Origin of the sequence: Glutamicibacter sp. HZAU (assembly GCF_004100365.1) — a bacterium.
GTDB lineage: Bacteria > Actinomycetota > Actinomycetes > Actinomycetales > Micrococcaceae > Glutamicibacter > Glutamicibacter nicotianae.
Genome location: NZ_SCKZ01000005.1, coordinates 129,046 through 146,276, shown reverse-complemented (window position 1 = coordinate 146,276; position 17,231 = coordinate 129,046). Strand labels below are relative to the sequence as shown.

Sequence of the window (17,231 nt, the reverse complement as noted above, 5' to 3'; positions counted from 1 at the left end):
ATCTCTACAGCACAGGGAGGAACGACATGCCACGCACGACAGCAATCGCCACACGCGAACTGAGCAAGACCTACAAGGACGTGAAAGCGCTCGACAACGTCACCCTGGATCTGGAGCCGGATCGGATCTACGGGCTGCTCGGACGCAACGGAGCCGGCAAGACCACGCTGATGTCCATCCTGACCGGGCAGAACTATGCAGACCACGGCACCGTCGAAATCTTCGGCCACGCCCCGTTCGAGCATGATCCGACGCTTTCGCGCATCTGCTTCATCCGCGAATCCCAGAAATACCCCGATGACTTCAAGGTCCACCAGGCCTTCGAATCCGCAGCCCTGTTCTTCGAGAACTGGGACGAGGACCTTGCCCAGGAGCTCGTCGAAGCGTTCGCGCTGCCGATCAAGCGGAGGATCAAGAAGCTCTCCCGCGGGCAGCTGTCCGCAGTCGGCGTCATCATCGGCATGGCCTCGCGGGCCGACATCACCTTCTTCGATGAGCCCTACCTCGGCCTCGACGCGGTAGCCCGGCAGATCTTCTACGACCGCCTTGTCGAAGACTTCGCTGAATACCCGCGCACCATCGTGCTCTCCAGCCACCTGATCGACGAAGTCGCCAACCTTCTCGAACACGTCATCGTGATCGACAAGGGGCAGATCGTCATCGACTCGGATGCCGAAGAGCTGCGCGGCACGGCGGTCACTGTCACCGGTGACGCCGCCAAGGTCCAGGAATTCATCGGCACCGCGCAGGTATTGCATCGCGATGCGCTCGGCGCCCTGGCCAGCGTCACGATCAAGGCCAAGCTGGATGCGGACCAGCGCGAGCAGGCAAAACTCATGGGCCTGGACCTGAGCCCCGTGTCGCTGCAGCAACTGGTGGTCCGCAGCGCATTGAGCGGCACCACGGCACAAAGGACAGAAGAACGGACGGAGGCAAGAAAATGAACCGCGTCATCAAAGTTGCCCGCATGCAACTGATCAACAAGGGCACCTTCATCGGAATTCCGCTGATCATCCTGGGTGCATCATTCCTCTTCACCCTGGCCATCTGGTGGCTGGTCCGGCGCAACGGCGGAGACGGGGCAATGTACGGCGGCGGCGCCCAAGCGCCCATGTGGTACTTTCTGGCCCTGGGAATCCAGTCGCTGACGTTGACCTTCCCGTTCTCCATGGCCATGAGTATTTCGCGGCGCACCTTCTATCTGGGCACCGTGGCACTGTTTTCCGTATGCGCGCTGGCGCTCTCGGTGTTCTACTACCTGATGGGACTGCTGGAAGTTGCTACTGATGGTTGGGGCATGGGCGGACAGTTCTTCGCGCTGCAATGGATTGCGGATAACAACTGGCTGGTCCAGATCCTGTTCTACTTCGTGCTGATGGTGCTGCTGTTCATGATCGGATTCCTGGCAGCGACCATCTACATGAGGTGGCGCACCACGGGCATGGTGGCATTCTTCATCTGCTTGGGTGTGCTGGTGCTGGGGATCATCGCCCTGTTCACCTTCACCAACTCCTGGGGCGAGTTCTGGAGGTGGGCACTGACCTGGACCGCCGCTGGGGTGACCTTGTGGGGCGGCATTGTCGCCCTGCTGATGGCTGGCGGCTCCTATCTCACCTTGCGCAAGGCTACTGCGTAGCCCGTTTGCCGGCCGGGTCCAAGAACATGAAACGAGCGCTGGTTTCCTTTCCTTCCGGGAGGGAAACCAGCGCTTTTGCTATTCTTCAATCACTGTCGGCGAAGGCATTGGAATAGCCAGTGTCGCGGTGGCAGGGGAGCAACCCAGGAGTACAGCCATGAGCGCTACGCCCACCGGAATCCGCACCGCGCACGGAGCGCTGGAATTGCGCCGCGAATTCACTGAATCACCGGACAGGATCTGGCGCTATCTGGCCGATTCCGAGTACTTGGCGCTCTGGTTCGGATCCTGGCACGGAGATCCGAAAAGCGGCGCCGTCGAGGTAGTGCTGCTGGCCGAAGAGGAAGCGCCCACCGAACGCGTGGAGATCCTGCATTGCGATCCGCGCACGCGCCAGATGCAGGTGCGCACTGGAGCGGGCGATTCGGCTTGGCAGCTGGAGCTGAAGGTAGAGGCATCGGGCCAGGGCAGCTGCCTGGTCTTCCAGATGCCGGGGCTTGACCCGCAGCAGGCCGGGTCCATCGGGCCGGGATGGGAGTTCTACCTGGATCGGCTGGCCGCCGCGGTGGATGGAACCGACGTGGGGAGCGTGGTCTTCGAGCCCGATTACTATCCGGCGCTCAGCGAGTACTACGGACAATTGTTCCGCAGCTGAGATCCGGGCACGCCAAGAGCGAGGCTGCAGGTTTCGAATGTGAGATGCCCTGCCTCTGGATTGCGCCGCGCGGGCTGGCGATCAATTGATATCCACAGGTCAATTCCGGGACTGCAGTGAATTGCCACCACGGTATCGCCCTGCGAAAACCCTGCAGTGCACGGCGCGCGCGTCACACCCATGCCAGTGCCAGCGATAAAGCGAGTAAGCTATTGGGCGTGGCATTGGACTTCACAGCAGTAGATTTTGAGACAGCAAACGGTTTTATCGGCTCCGCCTGCTCGGTGGGCCTGGTCAAGGTGCGCTCCGGGAAAATCGTCGAAACCGAGCAGTGGCTCATGCAGCCGCCGGCCGGATTCGACCACTTCGACCCGCGCAATGTCTCGATCCACCACATCACCCCCGACATGGTGAGTGCGGCGCCACGGGTTACCGACAAGATTCCGCAGCTGCTGGAATTCATCGGATCCGATGTGCTTGTGGCCCACAATTCATCTTTCGATTCGGGCGTGATCCGCGCGGCCAGCGAAGCCGGCGAAGTCGCCGTGCCGGAAATCGCGCACCTGTGCACCGTCAAGCTCTCCCGCAAGGCCTACGACCTGCCCAGCTACTCGCTGCCCTTCGTTGCCGAAGAAGCCGGGCACCCGATCGAGAACCACCACGAAGCGCTGGCCGACGCCGAGGCCTGCGCGTGGGCGATGATCGACATGTCCCTGCGCAGCGCACAGCCCTCGGTGTTGGAAACCGCCGACCACTATGGCGTCCGGCTGAGCCTGACCCAGGCCTGGCAGCCAGGCGACGAACTGTCCCGCGCCACCCGCGACGCGCAGGGCTGGCTGGCCGCCGGCAACCCGCTGCCGCCGCAGGACGCCTTCAACAACTGGCCGCAAGAAGGCCCGAACCCCAAGCCGAGCGAGAACGCGGATCCCAGCCACCCGCTGTACGGCCAGATCATGGTGTTCACCGGCAACCTGTCCATGCCGCGCCCCAAGGCCAAGGAACTGGCGGCCGAGCACGGAGCGCAGACCGCCTCGCGCGTCACCCGCGCCACCACCGCGCTGGTGGTCGGCGACGGCTTCGTCCCGGAAGACCTGGCCACCGGGCGGCTGACCAACAAGGCCAAGCACGTGCTGCGGCTGCGCGAAAAGGGCCAGCGGGTCAGCATCATCTCCGAAGGCGAATTCATGCAGATGGTGGGCGGCTTCGGGCTCACCGCCTAGCAGCCGAGAAAAGCAGAAAAGATAACTCCGGCCGGCACAGATCGCTCTGTGCCGGCCGGAGGTTTGTCATGCTCCCCTTCGCGCGCCTAGACGAGCAGCGCCATCCAGCGGTCATGCAGCTCGGAGATGATGTCATCCAGCGCGCTGGCTGGGCGCTCGCCGACAGCTTCGGTGCCATAGACGGCCGCCAGCAGCGCAACAGCGTAGGCGTCCACCTCGGGATCCCTCACGGCTGCTTCCTCGGCGGCAGCCGCCGGGGCGGCCTCCACGTCCGAATCTCCGGCTGGCTCGGCTGCCTGCTCGCCGAAGTAGGCGTCATAGGCTTCCTGTCCGGACAACGAGATGTTCTCGCCGATCTTGGTGGCTACCTCGCGCAGCGCATCGGCCGACGGGCCCTCCAGGCCATCGAGCAGCGCAGCCCATTCGCCGGCAGACGCCTCGGAGCGTTCCATGGCCGAGCGGATGATCTTCGCCGCGGCCACGGCGGTCTTGGCCGCCTGGGCGTCGTGGGTCAGGAAGGCCGCCGAACGGGCCAGGGTTTCGGTGGTGCCCAGCGGGACCCGGGCCAGCAGCGCGGTCGCCGCGGCGCGCGGCAGCACGCCGGTGGAGTCGGCACCGGCACCGGTTGGGCGCCCGGGCTGGCCCATGTCGGGGCTGTCCAGGCCGGCCAGGTTCTGCGGATCGCCGTCGTGGATCTTCTCGAAGATCTCGACGTTGGAAAATTCCTTGTCGATCCAGCGGCCCAGCGGTTCCGGGGTGCGGTCCGGGAAGGAACCGGTGATCTTGCGGTAGCCGCGCAGGGCAGCAAGCCACATGCAGGCCGCTTCGTCGCTGGCTACACCGTCGTGGGCCCATTCCAGCGCTTCGAGCAGGCCGTCGGCCAGGTAGAGCGGGAGGATTTCGGTGGCTCCGGGATCAATGTCGTCACGGGCGTGGGTTGCGCCATCGGCCAGGCCGAGGAGGATCGCAAACACCTTGTCTGAGTAGTTCTCTGGCAGGAGTGCAGTTTCACCGGTTTCATTCACAACCCCCATTCTAATGTCCAAGTTGTCCGCGGCATTGCATAAGGTTGGACACATGCGATTGCTTCATACCTCGGACTGGCATTTGGGCCGCACCTTCCACGGAGCCTCCCTGATCGAAGCGCAGCGGGCAGTGCTGCAGGAAATCATCGACATCACCATCAACCAGCAGGTTGACGTGGTGCTGATCTCCGGGGACATCTATGACCGGGCACTGCCGCATGTGGATGCCGTCCAGCTGTGCAACTGGGTGCTGCGCGAGCTGCGCGCCACCGGGGCATCCATCGTGATCACCAGCGGCAACCACGACTCGGCCTCCCGCCTGGGCTTCGGCGCCGATCTGCTGGATTCCGCCGGGGTACACATCATCGCCGATACCCAGCGCATGCTGCAGCCGGTGCTGCGCGATGCCGGCGACCACCAGGTAGCGGTCTACGGCATCCCGTACCTGGAACCGCGAATGGTGAAGGAACGTTTGGGCGTCGCCAAGGCCAGCCATGAAGCTGTGGTGCAGGCGGCCATCGCGCAGATCGACGAGCATCTGGAGCAGCTGCGGGCGGGTCAGAAGCCGGTCGTTTCCATCGCTATGGCGCACCTGTTCGCCGCCGGCGGCATCGCCAGCGACTCGGAACGCGAATTGAGCACCGGCAACCTCGACGTGGTGCCGGCCGAGCTGTTCGAGCACTTCGACTACTCGGCCCTGGGGCATCTGCACGGACGGCAGAAGGTCAAGGAGCATGTGCGCTATTCGGGCTCGCCGCTGGCCTACTCTTTCTCCGAGGCCACCCAGCGCAAGGGCGTATGGCTCATCGATACCAGCGCCTCGGGCATCGAGTCCATCGAAGAAATCCTGCTGCCGGTGCCGAAGAAATTGGCCATCCTCAAGGGCAAGCTCGCCGAGCTGCTGGCCGACCCGGACCTGGAATCCGCGGTCGGGGCATGGTGCCAGGTCACGCTGACCGACAGCGAGCGCCCCGCCGACGCGATGGCAACGATCCGAACCCGTTTCCCCGACACCGTGGTGCTGAACTTCGCTCCTGAAGGAACCGGTGAAAAGGAGCAGCCGGCCAGCTATGCCGAGCGCATGGCCAAGGCAACCAGCACCGAGCAGGTGGTGCGGGACTTCGTGGAGCACGTCCGCGAACGCGCCGCCGATGACCCCGAACGCGAAGTCATCGACTCAGTCATCCAAGCCACCCGAGAGGCACAGGCCAGCCAGTGAGAATCCACCGACTCCAAATCCAGGCTTTCGGTCCTTTCGCAGGCACTGAAGAGATCAATTTCGATGAATTGGCCGACGGCGGGCTGTTCCTGCTCGATGGACCCACCGGCGCCGGCAAGTCCAGCATCCTGGACGCGATCTGCTATGCCCTGTACGGCGCACTGCCCGGAAGCCGGGCGGGCAGCCGGCAGATCCGCTCCGACCACGCCCCGGCGGGCCTGGCACCGGAAGTGGTCTGCGAGCTGACCATCGGCGACCGGCGGTTCGAGGTCACCCGTTCGCCGGCATGGATGCGTCCCTCCAAGCGCGGCAAGAACAAGACCACCGAGCAGAAGGCCGCCAGCTTCCTGCGCGAATTCACCGATTCCGGCTGGCAGGAACTGTCCACCCGCAATGACGAAGTGGGCCACATCCTGGGCAGCCTGCTGGGCTTGGACCGCGAGCAGTTCACCAAGGTGGTGATGCTGCCGCAGGGCGGCTTCGCCGACTTCCTGCGGGCCAAGGCCAAGGACCGCGAAGAGCTGCTGGCGAATCTCTTCGACACCAGCGGCTATGCGCGGATCGAAGATGAATTCGCTGCCCGCCTCGCTGAAGCGCGCAAGCACACCGAAAGCGTGGAAGCGCGCCTGAGCGCCAGCGAGGAAGCCATCCACTCAGCTGCCCGGTCATTCCTGGCCGGCCGCGAAACCGGCGACGAGCTGGACGGAACCGAGCTGGACGGCGCCGAGAGCGCTGGCCAGGCGCAGGCGGGCGAGGATATGGCGCAGGCCGAGCAGTTCGCCGGCTATCGCCGCCGGATCGCGGCGATCCTCCAGCGTTCGGCCGACGAAGCGGCCGCCCTGCGCGCCGAGAAGACCCGCACCCGCGAGCAGTCGCAGGGACTGGAAGAGCGCCGACGGATTTTCGCTCGCCTGGCCGAGCTGCAGGGCATGCAGGCAGGCTACGCCGAAAACCATGAGGCTGCCGTGGCCGCTGGCATCCGGTTGGAGGCCGATGCCAAGGCCGGGGCGGTTCGCGCTTACCTCGCCCAGCTCCATGAGGCCTCTGCCGCGCAGGAGCAGGCCAACCAGTCCTGGCTGCGCAGCCAGCAGTGGCTCGAAACCGAGACGGGGCTGGAGCCCGGTGCCGATGCCGACGGCCTGGAACAGCTGCGCCTGCCCGCCCAGCAGGCGGCCGAGGAACTGGCGGTAGCCAAGGCCGCCCTGGAAGATGAGCAGCGCCGCGATCTGCTCGCCGGCCAGGCGCGCAAGGCCGCCGAATTGGCAGCCGAGCATGAGAAGACCCGTGCCCAGGCCGAAGCCGAAGTCGCCAAGCTGAAGGCAGAACGCGACACGCTGGAAGCCGGGGACCTGGACCTGGTGGCTGCCGGCGACAAGCTCCAGCAGGCCAAGGCACGCGTCCAGGAGCTGGAGACCAGGATCAAGCACGCCACCGAGCGCGACGCGCTGGAACGCAAGGCGCTGGCCGCCCGTGAGAAGGCCAGCGCGCAGGAACTGGTCATTGCCGGTGCCGCCAAGTCCCTGCTCGACTTGCGCACCGAGCAGCTGGCCCAAAGCGCCCTGCGCTTGGCCGCCGCACTGGAAGACGGAAAACCCTGCCTGGTCTGCGGTGCGCAGGAACATCCAGCCCCGGCCCAGGCCGATGCCGATGCCCCGCTGATCGACGATGCGCAGATCCAGGAACGGGAAGCCGCTGAAGCCGCGGCACGCGCCGCCGGGCAGCAGGCCGCGCAAGCGCGCGACATGCTGGTGGCCAAGTTCCAGACGGCCCAGGAAGCGGCCGGCGAGGCCTCGGTCGCTGACCTGCGGGCAGAACTCGCCACGGCCCAGGCACAACTGGAACAGCTGCGCACGCAGCGGGCAGAGATCGCTGCCCGCGTGGCGAAGCTGGATGCGGTGCGCCAGCGTACCGAGCAGCACAACGCGCGGGCCAGCCAAGCCGCGCTGGAGCACGCGACGGCCAAGCAGCAGGCCCAGTCCCTGGAATCCCAGCTGGCTGAACTGGATGCCAAGCTGGCGCAACTGCGCCAAGGCAGGAAGAACCTGGCTGAGCTGGTGGAGGAACTGGCGAAGAAGTCCAATGGGCTGGCCAGCGCGGTGCAGCACCTGCGCCGCCTGATCGACGCCGCCGAAGCCGTGCGGAAAGCGGAAGCCACCTGGAACAGCCAGCGCACCGCCTCCGGCTTCGAGAACCTGGCTGCCTTCGAGGCGGCCCTGCTGGAAAGCGCCGAACGCGATCGCCTGCGCCAATTGCAGCGTGCGGATGCGGATTTGGCCAGCGCCATCGCCACGCTCCAAGCATCCCAGGACTGTATCAAAGCCCAGGAACTTGCGGGGCAAGGCATCGCCGCACCCAGCGAGGAAGATCTTGCCCAAGCGCAGGTGCTGGCAACCCAGGCCGAAGAACGCTTCGAGGCGGCACGGGAACAGGAAGTCCTGGCACAGACCCAGCTGGCTCGCCATGAGCAGGCCACCAGCGACCTTGAACGGCAGCGGTCCGAGGCAGGTCCGGTCATCGAAGCCTATCGCCGGCTGCGTTCCCTGGCAGAAGTGGTGCGCGGCGGGGGAGAGAACCTCTACAAGATGACGCTGAGCACCTATGTGCTGGCAGCTCGCCTTGAGGAAGTGGCCATCGCCGCGACGCAGCGCCTGGACGTGATGTCCGGCGGACGCTACTCGCTGCACCATGATGATTCCAAGCAGGGCAACGCCAAATCCGGGCTGGGGCTGCAGGTGCTCGATTCATGGACAGGCAAGCGCCGCGAGACCCAGACGCTTTCCGGGGGCGAGACCTTCATGGCCTCACTGGCGTTGGCCTTGGGCTTGGCGGATGTCATTTCCCACCACTCCGGCGCCGTGGACATGCAGACGCTCTTCGTAGACGAAGGCTTCGGTTCGCTGGATGCCGAGACGCTGGAAGAAGTCATGCTGGCCTTGGAAAACCTGCGTGCAGGGGGCCGGACCATCGGCCTGGTCTCGCACGTTGCAGAGATGAAGCAGAGGATCACCAACCGGATATCGGTGGTCAAGACCCAGCATGGTTCCACCATTGAACGCGAAGGCGCTGTGATCTTGGCTGGATAGATTGGACTTGCCTTGGGGCAGTAGCTATCTTGAAAGTAGTGCCATCAGGCATGTCTGGGAAATTTGTGCGTCGGGGGGTGTGGGACGACGCACGCTTCGTCATGGAGTTTTGTTGACTCAGCATACTTTGTCGAAGGAAAACAGTGAGGAATCCGAGAAAATGTCCGGATACTCCGCGTTAGTTCCTTTGGTGGGAGCACCGTTCCTGCCACTCACTTTCCTTGCACGTCTCCCGCTCGCGATGCTCACCATCGGGTCCATGACCCTGGTGACCGCAACCACCGGCTCCTATGCCATGGGCGGCCTGGCCGCGGCCATGGTTGGCCTGGGATCCGCCGTGGGCGGCCCCAGTATCGGCTATCTGGCCGACCGCGTCGGCCAGCGCCCGGTCTTGACCACTGTCGCCGTCATCCACACGATCCTCCTGGTGGCCCTGACCCTCTTCGGCAATTCCGGCCCCGACATGTCTGCGGCGCTGCTCGCAATCCTGTGCCTTGCCACCGGTGCCACCGGCCCGCAGGTCGGTCCGATGTCCCGTGTCCGCTGGATCTCCATCACCCGCCAGCAGAAGAAGAATCACAAGGTGCTGTCGGCGGCCCTGAGCCTTGAATCGATGTTCGATGAACTGGGCTTCGTCTTCGGCCCGGTGGCCGTCGGCCTGCTGGCCTCCTTGGTGGATCCGGTGCTGCCGCTCTACCTCGCCGCGCTGTTGACCCTCGTGCTGGTGCCGGTCTTCGCCTCGCACCGTACAGGCCATGCCGTGAAGCCGGTGAAGAATACCGAACACGCGCCGAAGGTCTCGATCAGCGGCGCGCAGGTTGCCTCGATCGGCGCCCTGATCCTGGGCATGGTGGCGCTGGGCACGGTCTTCGGGTCCTCGGCAGCCGGTACCCTGGCCTTTGCCGGCGCGCAGGGTGACTCCAACTCCGGTGGCCTGCTTTATGGCGCCATGGGCTTCTCCAGTGCGATTGCTGCAGTCTCTGTGGCAGCGTGGCCGCAATCCTTCAAGCAGATCAACCGCTGGATCCTGTGCGGCGCGGCACTGACGGTGCTCAGCTTCGGGATGCACGTGGCCGGCAATGTGCCGCTGATGCTGCTGGCCCTGTTCATCGCAGGCTTTGCCGTGGGGCCGGTGATTGTCACGGTCATGACCCTGGGCGGTGAAGTCGCTCCACCGCAGCGCCTGTCCACCGTGATGACCATGCTCTCTGCCGGCATCGTGGTGGGAACCGCGATCGGCAACGGACTGGCCGGCGTTTTTGCCGAAACCCTGGGCTATCTCGGCGCCTTCTGGGTCTCCACCGGTGGCGCGCTGGTGATCTTCCTGGCCGCTGTGGCAATGAAGCTCATCGTCGCGAAGTCTCCGTCGCTGGCCCGCGTCCGCTAGGGAGCGAACGCCAAGAACCGTGCATCCGGCCGCCATGGCCGGATGAGCAGAATCCCGTGGCACTGCAGCCATCAAGGTGCAGTGCCACGGGATTTCGTTCTGTGCCGGGAATTCCTAGTGCGCGAGCTTGTCGCTGATGCGTGCCGCCGCGTGCTTGAGCTCCTCGATCATGCGCTCGTAGTTGCCGGCCGTGCTGGTCGCGAAGACCACGGCCAGCGCCGCCGGGGTTTGCCCCGAATGCTGGATCGGAACGGCAATGGACTTCACGCCCTGGATGACTTCATTCTCGCTGGTGGCATAGCCGTCAACCCGTGCCTGGGTGGCAGCGTCACGGTACTCGATGCCCGTGTCCAGCGCATCCCACTCGGCCTTGGTGTAGCGCGACTGGATTGCGATGCCGGCGGCTCCCACGTCCATGCCGTGCACCGAACCCGGGCGGTGGACAATCGCTCGCTGGGAGTTCAGCGGGGAGACCGACTGCAAGGTGGTGCACAGGTCATGTTCCCAGACGGCCACGAAGGTGGTCATGGACAGCTCGTTGGCCAGTGCGTTGAGCTCGGGAGCGGCGGCCGCCTGCAGATCGCGCTGGACCGAGCGGGCGAGCACGGCCAGGCCGGAGGCCGAGCGGATATGGCCGGCCTCATCGCGGTTGAGCAGGTGATGCTGTTCCAGGGTGCGGATGATCCGGTAGGCGATGGATCGGTGGACTTCCAGCTTCGCGGCGATTTCCGCGATGGATAGGTTCACCGGGGAATTGGCGACGATTTCAAGGACGCGGATTCCACGCGAAAGCGTCTGGGAGGTAGGCATTGATCTTCAATCTGGCCTGCGGCGTTGCGGGAACGTCGTCGAGGCCTGCTTAGTGAGCATGGGGACCAGGAAGGTCCGTGATCTATCTTCGATTTTAGTCGTTCTCTATTAGAACACCGAATTCGCTGGCGGGGCGGGTCGCAAAGTGCCTGCCTGCACGGGGTCACGTTTGGGGCAGATCTTGTGATCCGCTTCACTCTGCGCTTATGATGGTGTGCGACACATAACCGTCCGAACGGTCGGTATACAACTCGCAAAAGGTCTTCACATGTCATCGACTGTCTCTCGCACCCAGGAGGAGCGCCGGGTACTTGCCGGCACCCTCGTGGGCACCACCATTGAGTGGTACGACTTCTTCATCTTCGCCCAGCTCACCGCGACGCTGCTGACCCCGCTGTTCCTCGAGCCCTTGGGCGAGTCGAACCCGGGCATCGCGCAGATCCTTTCCTTCGCAATGATCGGCATCTCCTTCTTCTTCCGTCCGCTCGGCGCAGTAGTTGCCGGGCACCTGGGAGACCGCTACGGACGCAAGCGCATCCTGGTGCTCACCCTGATCCTCATGGGCATTGCCACCGCTGCCATCGGCCTGCTGCCAACCTACGCATCCATCGGCGTGGCCGCGCCAATCCTGCTCGTGCTGCTGCGCGTGATCCAGGGCTTCTCGGCCGGCGGCGAATGGGGCGGCGCCGCCTTGATGGCGGTAGAGCATGCACCGAACCACCGCCGCGGCTACTTCGGCGCCTACCCTCAGATCGGTGTGCCTATCGGCATGATCCTGGCTACCGGCCTGCTGTACATCCTGCGTGTTGCCATGAGCCCGGAAGACTTTATCGCCTGGGGCTGGCGCATCCCGTTCCTGCTCTCCATTGCGCTGATCTTCGTGGGCTACATGATCCGCCGTGCGGTCGAGGAATCCCCGGTCTTCAAGCAGCTCTCCCAGCGCAAGGCCGCCGAGCACACGCCGTTGCGCGAACTGATGACCGGCCACACCAAGCAGGTCCTGCAGGCTGCGCTGATCTTCATCTCGAACAACGCCGCCGGCTACCTGGTCATCGCGTTCTTCATCTCCTACACCACCAAGGTGCTGGAAATGCCGGTTGCGCCAATCCTCTTGGCCACCACCATTGGTTCGGTGGGCTGGCTGATCTTCACCCTGGTCGGCGGCTGGCTCTCGGATAAGATCGGGCGCCGCGCGACCTTCGTGATCGGCTACGCGCTGGTCTTCGTCTGGATGATCCCAATGTTCCTCATGATCGATACCGGCAACATCGTGCTGTACACCATCGCCATCTTCGTGCTGACCGTTGGCCTGGGCCTGTCCTATGGCCCGCAGTCGGCAATGTACGCGGAAATGTTCCCTGCACAGATCCGCTACTCGGGCATCTCCATCGGCTATGCGCTCGGTGCTATCCTCGGTGGTGCCTTCGCCGCCACCGTGGCGCAGATCCTGCTGGAGACCACCGGCGCTTCGGTCTCGATTGCCGTCTACATCATGGTGCTGACCGTCATCTCCGTGGCGGCCGTGCTCTGGGTGGGCGAGACCCGCGGACGCAACCTGCATCTGGAAGAAGTCGAGGGCGAACAGGCCGACTCGACTGTGGCGCACTAATTCCACAGCAGCGCGATGCCCGCGCGGGCACTGGATCAAGCGATCCGGTGCCGGCGCGGGCATTCGCGTGTTCGGCGATCGGCGATATCGATGGCGGCCAGTGGAATCAGCGGGCTGGTGAATCCCTGTCCAGGCTGCTAGGCCGGTCGGGTGGTAGATGAGCGCACGACCAGCCGATGCTCCAATTCGTGGGCCTGTGCCGGTTCCTCTCCGCGGATTGCCCGCAGCAGCATCGCGACCGCCAGCTGACCCTGCTCATGCGGTCGCTGCTCGACGGTGGTCAAGCCGAAAAGTTCGGCAAGGTCATGGTTGTCTACGCCGACCACCGAGAGTTCCTGCGGAAGCTGCAATCCGAGATCGCGCGCGGCCAGGATGGCGCCGATGGCCATTTCGTCACTGGCCGCGAAGATTGCGGTGGGCCGGGACGCCGGGTTGCCCAGCAGCTGCTTGGCCACTGCGTAGCCCTGAGGCATGGTGAAGTCGGCGCCCACAATCAGCGACTCATCCACTTCAAGCCCAGCCTCGGCCAGGGCCCGCTCATAGCCGGTACGGCGGTGGGTGGGCACGAGGAAGTCCACATCGGTTTCCGCGTTGCCGCCGATGAAGCCGATGCGTTCATGGCCCAGGGAAGCCAGGTGCCCGGTCGCGAGGGCCGAGATCGCTTCGTCATTGACATGCAGCGTGGGCACGCCGGGCAATGGGCCGCCCACGCCAACCAAGGGCTTGTCCACCGCCAGCAGCGCCTGGACCTCGTCCTCGGCCAACTCGACATTGACCGCGATGACCGCATCTACCCGCTGGCGCAGCAGGAAATCGGAGAAGATCTTCTCGCGCTGGGTGCGGTCCTTGGTCAGCTGGTAGAGGGTGGTGTCATAGCCCTCGTCCATCAGGCGGCTGGAGATGCCTTCCAGCACGCAGGCATAGAACCAGTGGTTGATCACCGGAACGAGCACGCCGATATTGCGAGTGCGGCCCGATGCCAGCCCGGACGCGGAGGAAGAGACCACGTAGCCCAGTTCCGCGGCGGCACGCTGCACCGCCTCCTGCGCGGCCGCAGAGACCGAACCCCGCCCAGATAACGCGCGAGAGACGGTGGCAATGGATACGCCAGCGGCTTGCGCGACGTCCTTGATTCCGGCCACTTCATGTCCTTCCTTCATGCCAGTAGCCGCGGCTGGGGGGAAATCTCTTTCCCATGGCCACGGCTACTGCCTAACGTTACCCGGTGCGGCTGCTGCCGGAAACTTGATTGCTCCCTATGCCAGCTGGAACCAGATGGCGGTTTCGCCCGGGATCATTCCCGGTTCCGCGGACTGCTCCATTTGGCTGCGCACCAGCTCGGTGGCGCTGTGCGCCTGCACCGGCAATGGCAGGGGGGTTGCGGCGTAGTTGGCCACGACCAGCACGTTGCCGTTGGCGAAGGCCAGGACCTCGTCCTCGGTGCCGTCGATCCATTGAAGGGTGCCGGTGCCAAGCGCGTGGTCCTGGCGCAGCTGCAGCAGGCGGCGGTACAGGTTCAGCGTGGAGGACTGGTCTTCGAGCTGCGCATCGCGGGCGTAGGAATCCCAGCCGGCTGGCTGCGGCAGCCAGCTTTCGCCGGTCGAGCTGAAGCCGAAGGCCGGCTTGCCGCTCTCCCATGGCAAGGGGACGCGGCAGCCATCGCGGCCATAGCGTTCGCCATTGGTGCGGAACCAGGTCGGATCCTGGCGCGCATCATCGGGCAGGTCGATTGCTTCCGGCAGGCCCAGTTCCTCGCCCTGGTAGAGGTAGGCGCCGCCCGGCAGGGCCAGCATCAGCGTGCTGGAAGCGCGTGCGCGGCGCAATCCGACGGCAGGCTCTGGCAGGTTCGGGGTGTTCGGGCCAATGCCCTCGCCCTGCGGGTTCTCATCGGTCAGCGCCAGGCGGGTCGCATGGCGCACCACGTCGTGGTTGGAGAGTACCCAGGTGCTCGGTGCGCCGACCTTGCCGAACTCATGAAGGGACTCGTCGATGGTCTTGCGGATCTGCTTGGCATCGAAATCGCAGGAGAGGTACGGGAAGTTGAATGCCTGGTGCATCTCGTCGTTGCGCACCCACTTCGCCATCAGCGACAGGGGATTGACCCATGCCTCGGCGCAGAGCACGCGGTCGCCCTCGTACTCGTCCATGACCTTGCGCCAGTCGCGGTAGATTTCATGCACGCCGTCCTGGCCCCACCACGGAGCCAGTTCTTCGGTGCCGCCCATCGAAGCTGCCATGGGGTCCGGCGTGAAGTCGGGCAGGCCTTCGGCCTTGATCAAGCCGTGGGCCACGTCGACGCGGAAGCCGTCGGTGCCCCGATCCAGCCAGAAGCGCAGGACGTCGCGGAACATCGCGCGGACTTCCTCGTTGTGCCAGTTGAAGTCAGGCTGCGAGGAATCGAAGATGTGCAGGTAGGACTGGCCGGTGCTGCCATCCGGGTTCCTGGTTGCGGTCCACATCGGGCCGCCGAAGACCGAACCCCAGTTGTTCGGGTGTCCGGTTTCCGGGGTGTCCTTGAAGATGAAGCGGTCGCGTTCGGGGGAGCCGGGAGCTGCCTGGAGCGCCTCCTGGAACCATGGGTGCTGGTCCGAGCAGTGGTTCGGGACCAGATCGATGATGACCTTCAGGCCCAATTCATGGGCCCTGGCCACCATTGCGTCGTAGTCTTCCAGGGTTCCGAACAGCGGATCCACGTCGCAGTAGTTCGAGACGTCGTATCCGGCGTCCTTCTGCGGGGAAGTGAAGAATGGCGAAAGCCAGATCGCGTCGACCGAAAGCTGCGCGATGCTTTCCAGGCGTTGGGTAATGCCGCGCAGGTCGCCCATGCCATCACCATTGGAATCGGCGAAGGAGCGCGGGTAGATCTGGTAGATCACCGAGGAGCGCCACCACTGCGCGTCTTGGGCCTGCACAGGGAAATCAGCTGCTGAACGAATTGAAGTCATGACGGTAACGATAAATGATCGGACGCAGAATGTAAACGCTTGCAATTGTGCTCTACGGATTGCGCCTCTTGAGTTGCCGTGATTCCACGTAAGGGTGATTAAAACTGATTTTATGGCTACTCTTGTCAAAGCTGATGATCTGTGCCACGCTGTAAACGCTTACAAATATGGTGTTACTCGCACCACTCACGACCCGACCGGTAGCCATAGCTGATATCGCGGCCAGCCCGGTCCCTGATGACACAGTTGTCACGAAAGGACATCCCATGAAGGTGAACAAACACCCTTGGCTTCTTGGCGGAGCGTTGACGGCGATTGCCGCACTCTCGCTCACCGCTTGCGGCGGGTCCGCCACCAGCGAACCAGCAGCATCTTCGAGCCCGGCCGCCGCGGAATCCTCCCCGGCAGCCGCTTCCGGCGGCAAGCTGACCGTCTGGGTCGATGCCAACCGCGAACCAGTGCTGAAGGAAGCCGCCGCAGACTTCGAGAAGCAGTCCGGTGTCAAGGTGGACCTGGTGATCAAGGACTTCTCCAAGATCCAGGAAGACTTCCTGCGCCAGGTGCCAACCGGCAAGGGTCCGGACATCACCATCGGTGCCCACGACTGGCTGGGCAACCTGGTTAACAACGGCGTGGTCCAGCCGGTTGAGCTGGGCGACAAGGCCGGCGAGTTCCAGGATGTGGCAGTGACTGCGATGAGCTACGAGGGCAACACCTACGGCGTTCCGTACGCCACCGAGAACCTGGCCCTGCTGCGCAACGCGGATCTGGTCGACGAAGCCCCTGCGACGTTCGATGAGATGATCGCCGCCGGCGAGAAGGCCGACACCGAATTCCCATTCCTGGTGCAGGTCTCTGATGTTGGCGATCCATTCCACGCCTACCCATTCCAGACCTCCTTCGGCGCACCGGTGTTCGGCACCGATGAAAAGGGCGCCTACGATCCGGCCGACCTGCAGATCGGCAACGAAGGCGGCATCGAATTCGCCAAGTGGCTGGCTGAAGAGGGCGAAGAAGGCAACCTGAAGACCAGCATCGACGGGGACATTGCCAAGGAGAAGTTCGTCTCCGGCGACTCGCCATTCTTCCTGACCGGTCCATGGAACGTGGACGCTGTCGAAGACGCTGACATCAATCTGGAAATCGATCCGATTCCATCGGCTGGTGGCGAGCCAGCCCAGCCTTTCGTCGCAGTCCAGGGCTTCTTCGTTTCCTCGAAGACCGAGAACCTGCTGGCAGCAACCGAATTCCTGACCAACTACATCGGCACCGAGGAAGTTCAGACCGAGCTGTACGAGGTAGGCAACCGACCGCCAGCCAACAAGGCGGCCTTCGAAGCTGCCAAGTCCGATGAGACCATCGCCTCCTTCGGCGAGGTCGGCGCTAACGGCGTTCCGATGCCGAACATCCCTGAAATGGCGGCCGTATGGGAGTTCTGGGGTGTGGCCGAGGCCGAGATCATCTCCGGCAAGGCTGATCCGGCCAAGCGCTGGAAGCAGATGACCTCGGATATCGAGAAGGCCATCTCCAAGTAGTACCGCCTGCCACCAGGCACACCGATGGCGCTGGGGACGGAAGGCGATCCTTCTGGCCCCAGCGCCTGCAATCCAGCAGCATTAGCTGCACTTGATCGACAGGGACA

Annotated in this window: 13 protein-coding genes; 9 read left to right on the top strand and 4 right to left on the bottom strand. The window is 64.2% G+C overall.

All coding sequences use genetic code 11. The features are described 5' to 3' along the window. Positions 1-26: 26 nt before the first annotated feature. From EKH49_RS09040 to EKH49_RS09025, 4 genes are all read left to right on the top strand, one after another. Positions 27-944, top strand: a complete 918-nt coding sequence (locus tag EKH49_RS09040; protein ID WP_128470582.1) for an ABC transporter ATP-binding protein — start codon at positions 27-29, stop codon at positions 942-944. After that, positions 941-1,636 (top strand): hypothetical protein, encoded by a 696-nt coding sequence (locus EKH49_RS09035; RefSeq protein WP_128470581.1) that lies wholly within the window; start codon positions 941-943, stop codon positions 1,634-1,636. The genes EKH49_RS09040 and EKH49_RS09035 overlap by 4 nt, the downstream gene beginning before the upstream one ends. A 157-nt stretch (positions 1,637-1,793) precedes the next feature. Further along, positions 1,794-2,291 (top strand): SRPBCC domain-containing protein, encoded by a 498-nt coding sequence (locus tag EKH49_RS09030; protein WP_128470580.1) that lies wholly within the window; start codon positions 1,794-1,796, stop codon positions 2,289-2,291. A 218-nt stretch (positions 2,292-2,509) separates the two neighbouring features. After that, positions 2,510-3,511 carry an exonuclease domain-containing protein gene (locus EKH49_RS09025; RefSeq protein WP_128470579.1) on the top strand — a complete coding sequence of 334 codons (1,002 nt, stop codon included), beginning with the start codon at positions 2,510-2,512 and terminating at the stop codon, positions 3,509-3,511. Positions 3,512-3,597: 86 nt separating this feature from the next. Here EKH49_RS09025 and EKH49_RS09020 read toward each other — a convergent pair whose 3' ends face one another. Beyond that, a complete protein-coding gene (locus tag EKH49_RS09020) occupies positions 3,598-4,536 on the bottom strand; it encodes a hypothetical protein (protein ID WP_128470578.1) in 939 nt (312 codons plus the stop codon). Between the two features lie 52 nt (positions 4,537-4,588). Between EKH49_RS09020 and EKH49_RS09015 the strand changes: the two genes are divergently transcribed. The 3 genes from EKH49_RS09015 (at position 4,589) to EKH49_RS09005 (ending at position 10,225) form a co-directional block, all read left to right on the top strand. Continuing rightward, a complete protein-coding gene (locus EKH49_RS09015) occupies positions 4,589-5,755 on the top strand; it encodes an exonuclease SbcCD subunit D (RefSeq protein ID WP_128470577.1) in 1,167 nt (388 codons plus the stop codon). Then, entirely contained in the window at positions 5,752-8,838 is a 3,087-nt protein-coding gene (locus tag EKH49_RS09010; RefSeq protein WP_128470576.1) for an AAA family ATPase, read from the top strand. Before EKH49_RS09015 ends, EKH49_RS09010 begins: the two co-directional genes overlap by 4 nt. A gap of 160 nt (positions 8,839-8,998) precedes the next feature. Next, positions 8,999-10,225: an MFS transporter gene (locus EKH49_RS09005; protein ID WP_255209557.1), complete on the top strand. Its 1,227-nt coding sequence runs from the start codon at positions 8,999-9,001 to the stop codon at positions 10,223-10,225. Positions 10,226-10,339: 114 nt separating this feature from the next. On the opposite strand, the gene EKH49_RS09000 is transcribed toward EKH49_RS09005, so the two are convergent. Continuing rightward, positions 10,340-11,035, bottom strand: a complete 696-nt coding sequence (locus EKH49_RS09000) for an IclR family transcriptional regulator (protein ID WP_066137671.1) — start codon at positions 11,033-11,035, stop codon at positions 10,340-10,342. Between the two features lie 268 nt (positions 11,036-11,303). Here EKH49_RS09000 and EKH49_RS08995 point away from each other — a divergent pair, with 268 nt between their 5' ends. Further along, positions 11,304-12,644: an MFS transporter gene (locus EKH49_RS08995; RefSeq protein WP_128470575.1), complete on the top strand. Its 1,341-nt coding sequence runs from the start codon at positions 11,304-11,306 to the stop codon at positions 12,642-12,644. Between the two features lie 137 nt (positions 12,645-12,781). On the opposite strand, the gene EKH49_RS08990 is transcribed toward EKH49_RS08995, so the two are convergent. Together EKH49_RS08990 and EKH49_RS08985 are read right to left on the bottom strand one after the other, a co-directional pair. Beyond that, positions 12,782-13,786, bottom strand: coding sequence for a LacI family DNA-binding transcriptional regulator (locus EKH49_RS08990; protein ID WP_128470686.1), 1,005 nt, complete (start codon positions 13,784-13,786; stop codon positions 12,782-12,784). A gap of 114 nt (positions 13,787-13,900) precedes the next feature. After that, positions 13,901-15,589: a glycoside hydrolase family 13 protein gene (locus EKH49_RS08985; protein WP_128470574.1), complete on the bottom strand. Its 1,689-nt coding sequence runs from the start codon at positions 15,587-15,589 to the stop codon at positions 13,901-13,903. 266 nt (positions 15,590-15,855) lie between these two features. On the opposite strand from EKH49_RS08985, the gene EKH49_RS08980 reads away from it, so the two are divergent. Then, on the top strand, positions 15,856-17,124 hold the full coding sequence (locus tag EKH49_RS08980) for a sugar ABC transporter substrate-binding protein (RefSeq protein ID WP_128470573.1): 1,269 nt from the start codon (positions 15,856-15,858) through the stop codon (positions 17,122-17,124). Positions 17,125-17,231 lie beyond the last annotated feature (107 nt).

Coding starts and splice junctions, on each gene's coding strand:
- EKH49_RS09030 (WP_128470580.1), top strand. CDS start 1,794: ATGAGCGCTACGCCCACCGGAATCCGCACCGCGCACGGAGCGCTGGAA.
- EKH49_RS08985 (WP_128470574.1), bottom strand. CDS start 15,589: ATGACTTCAATTCGTTCAGCAGCTGATTTCCCTGTGCAGGCCCAAGAC.
- EKH49_RS08980 (WP_128470573.1), top strand. CDS start 15,856: ATGAAGGTGAACAAACACCCTTGGCTTCTTGGCGGAGCGTTGACGGCG.
- EKH49_RS09000 (WP_066137671.1), bottom strand. CDS start 11,035: ATGCCTACCTCCCAGACGCTTTCGCGTGGAATCCGCGTCCTTGAAATC.
- EKH49_RS09015 (WP_128470577.1), top strand. CDS start 4,589: ATGCGATTGCTTCATACCTCGGACTGGCATTTGGGCCGCACCTTCCAC.
- EKH49_RS09035 (WP_128470581.1), top strand. CDS start 941: ATGAACCGCGTCATCAAAGTTGCCCGCATGCAACTGATCAACAAGGGC.
- EKH49_RS09040 (WP_128470582.1), top strand. CDS start 27: ATGCCACGCACGACAGCAATCGCCACACGCGAACTGAGCAAGACCTAC.
- EKH49_RS08995 (WP_128470575.1), top strand. CDS start 11,304: ATGTCATCGACTGTCTCTCGCACCCAGGAGGAGCGCCGGGTACTTGCC.
- EKH49_RS09005 (WP_255209557.1), top strand. CDS start 8,999: ATGTCCGGATACTCCGCGTTAGTTCCTTTGGTGGGAGCACCGTTCCTG.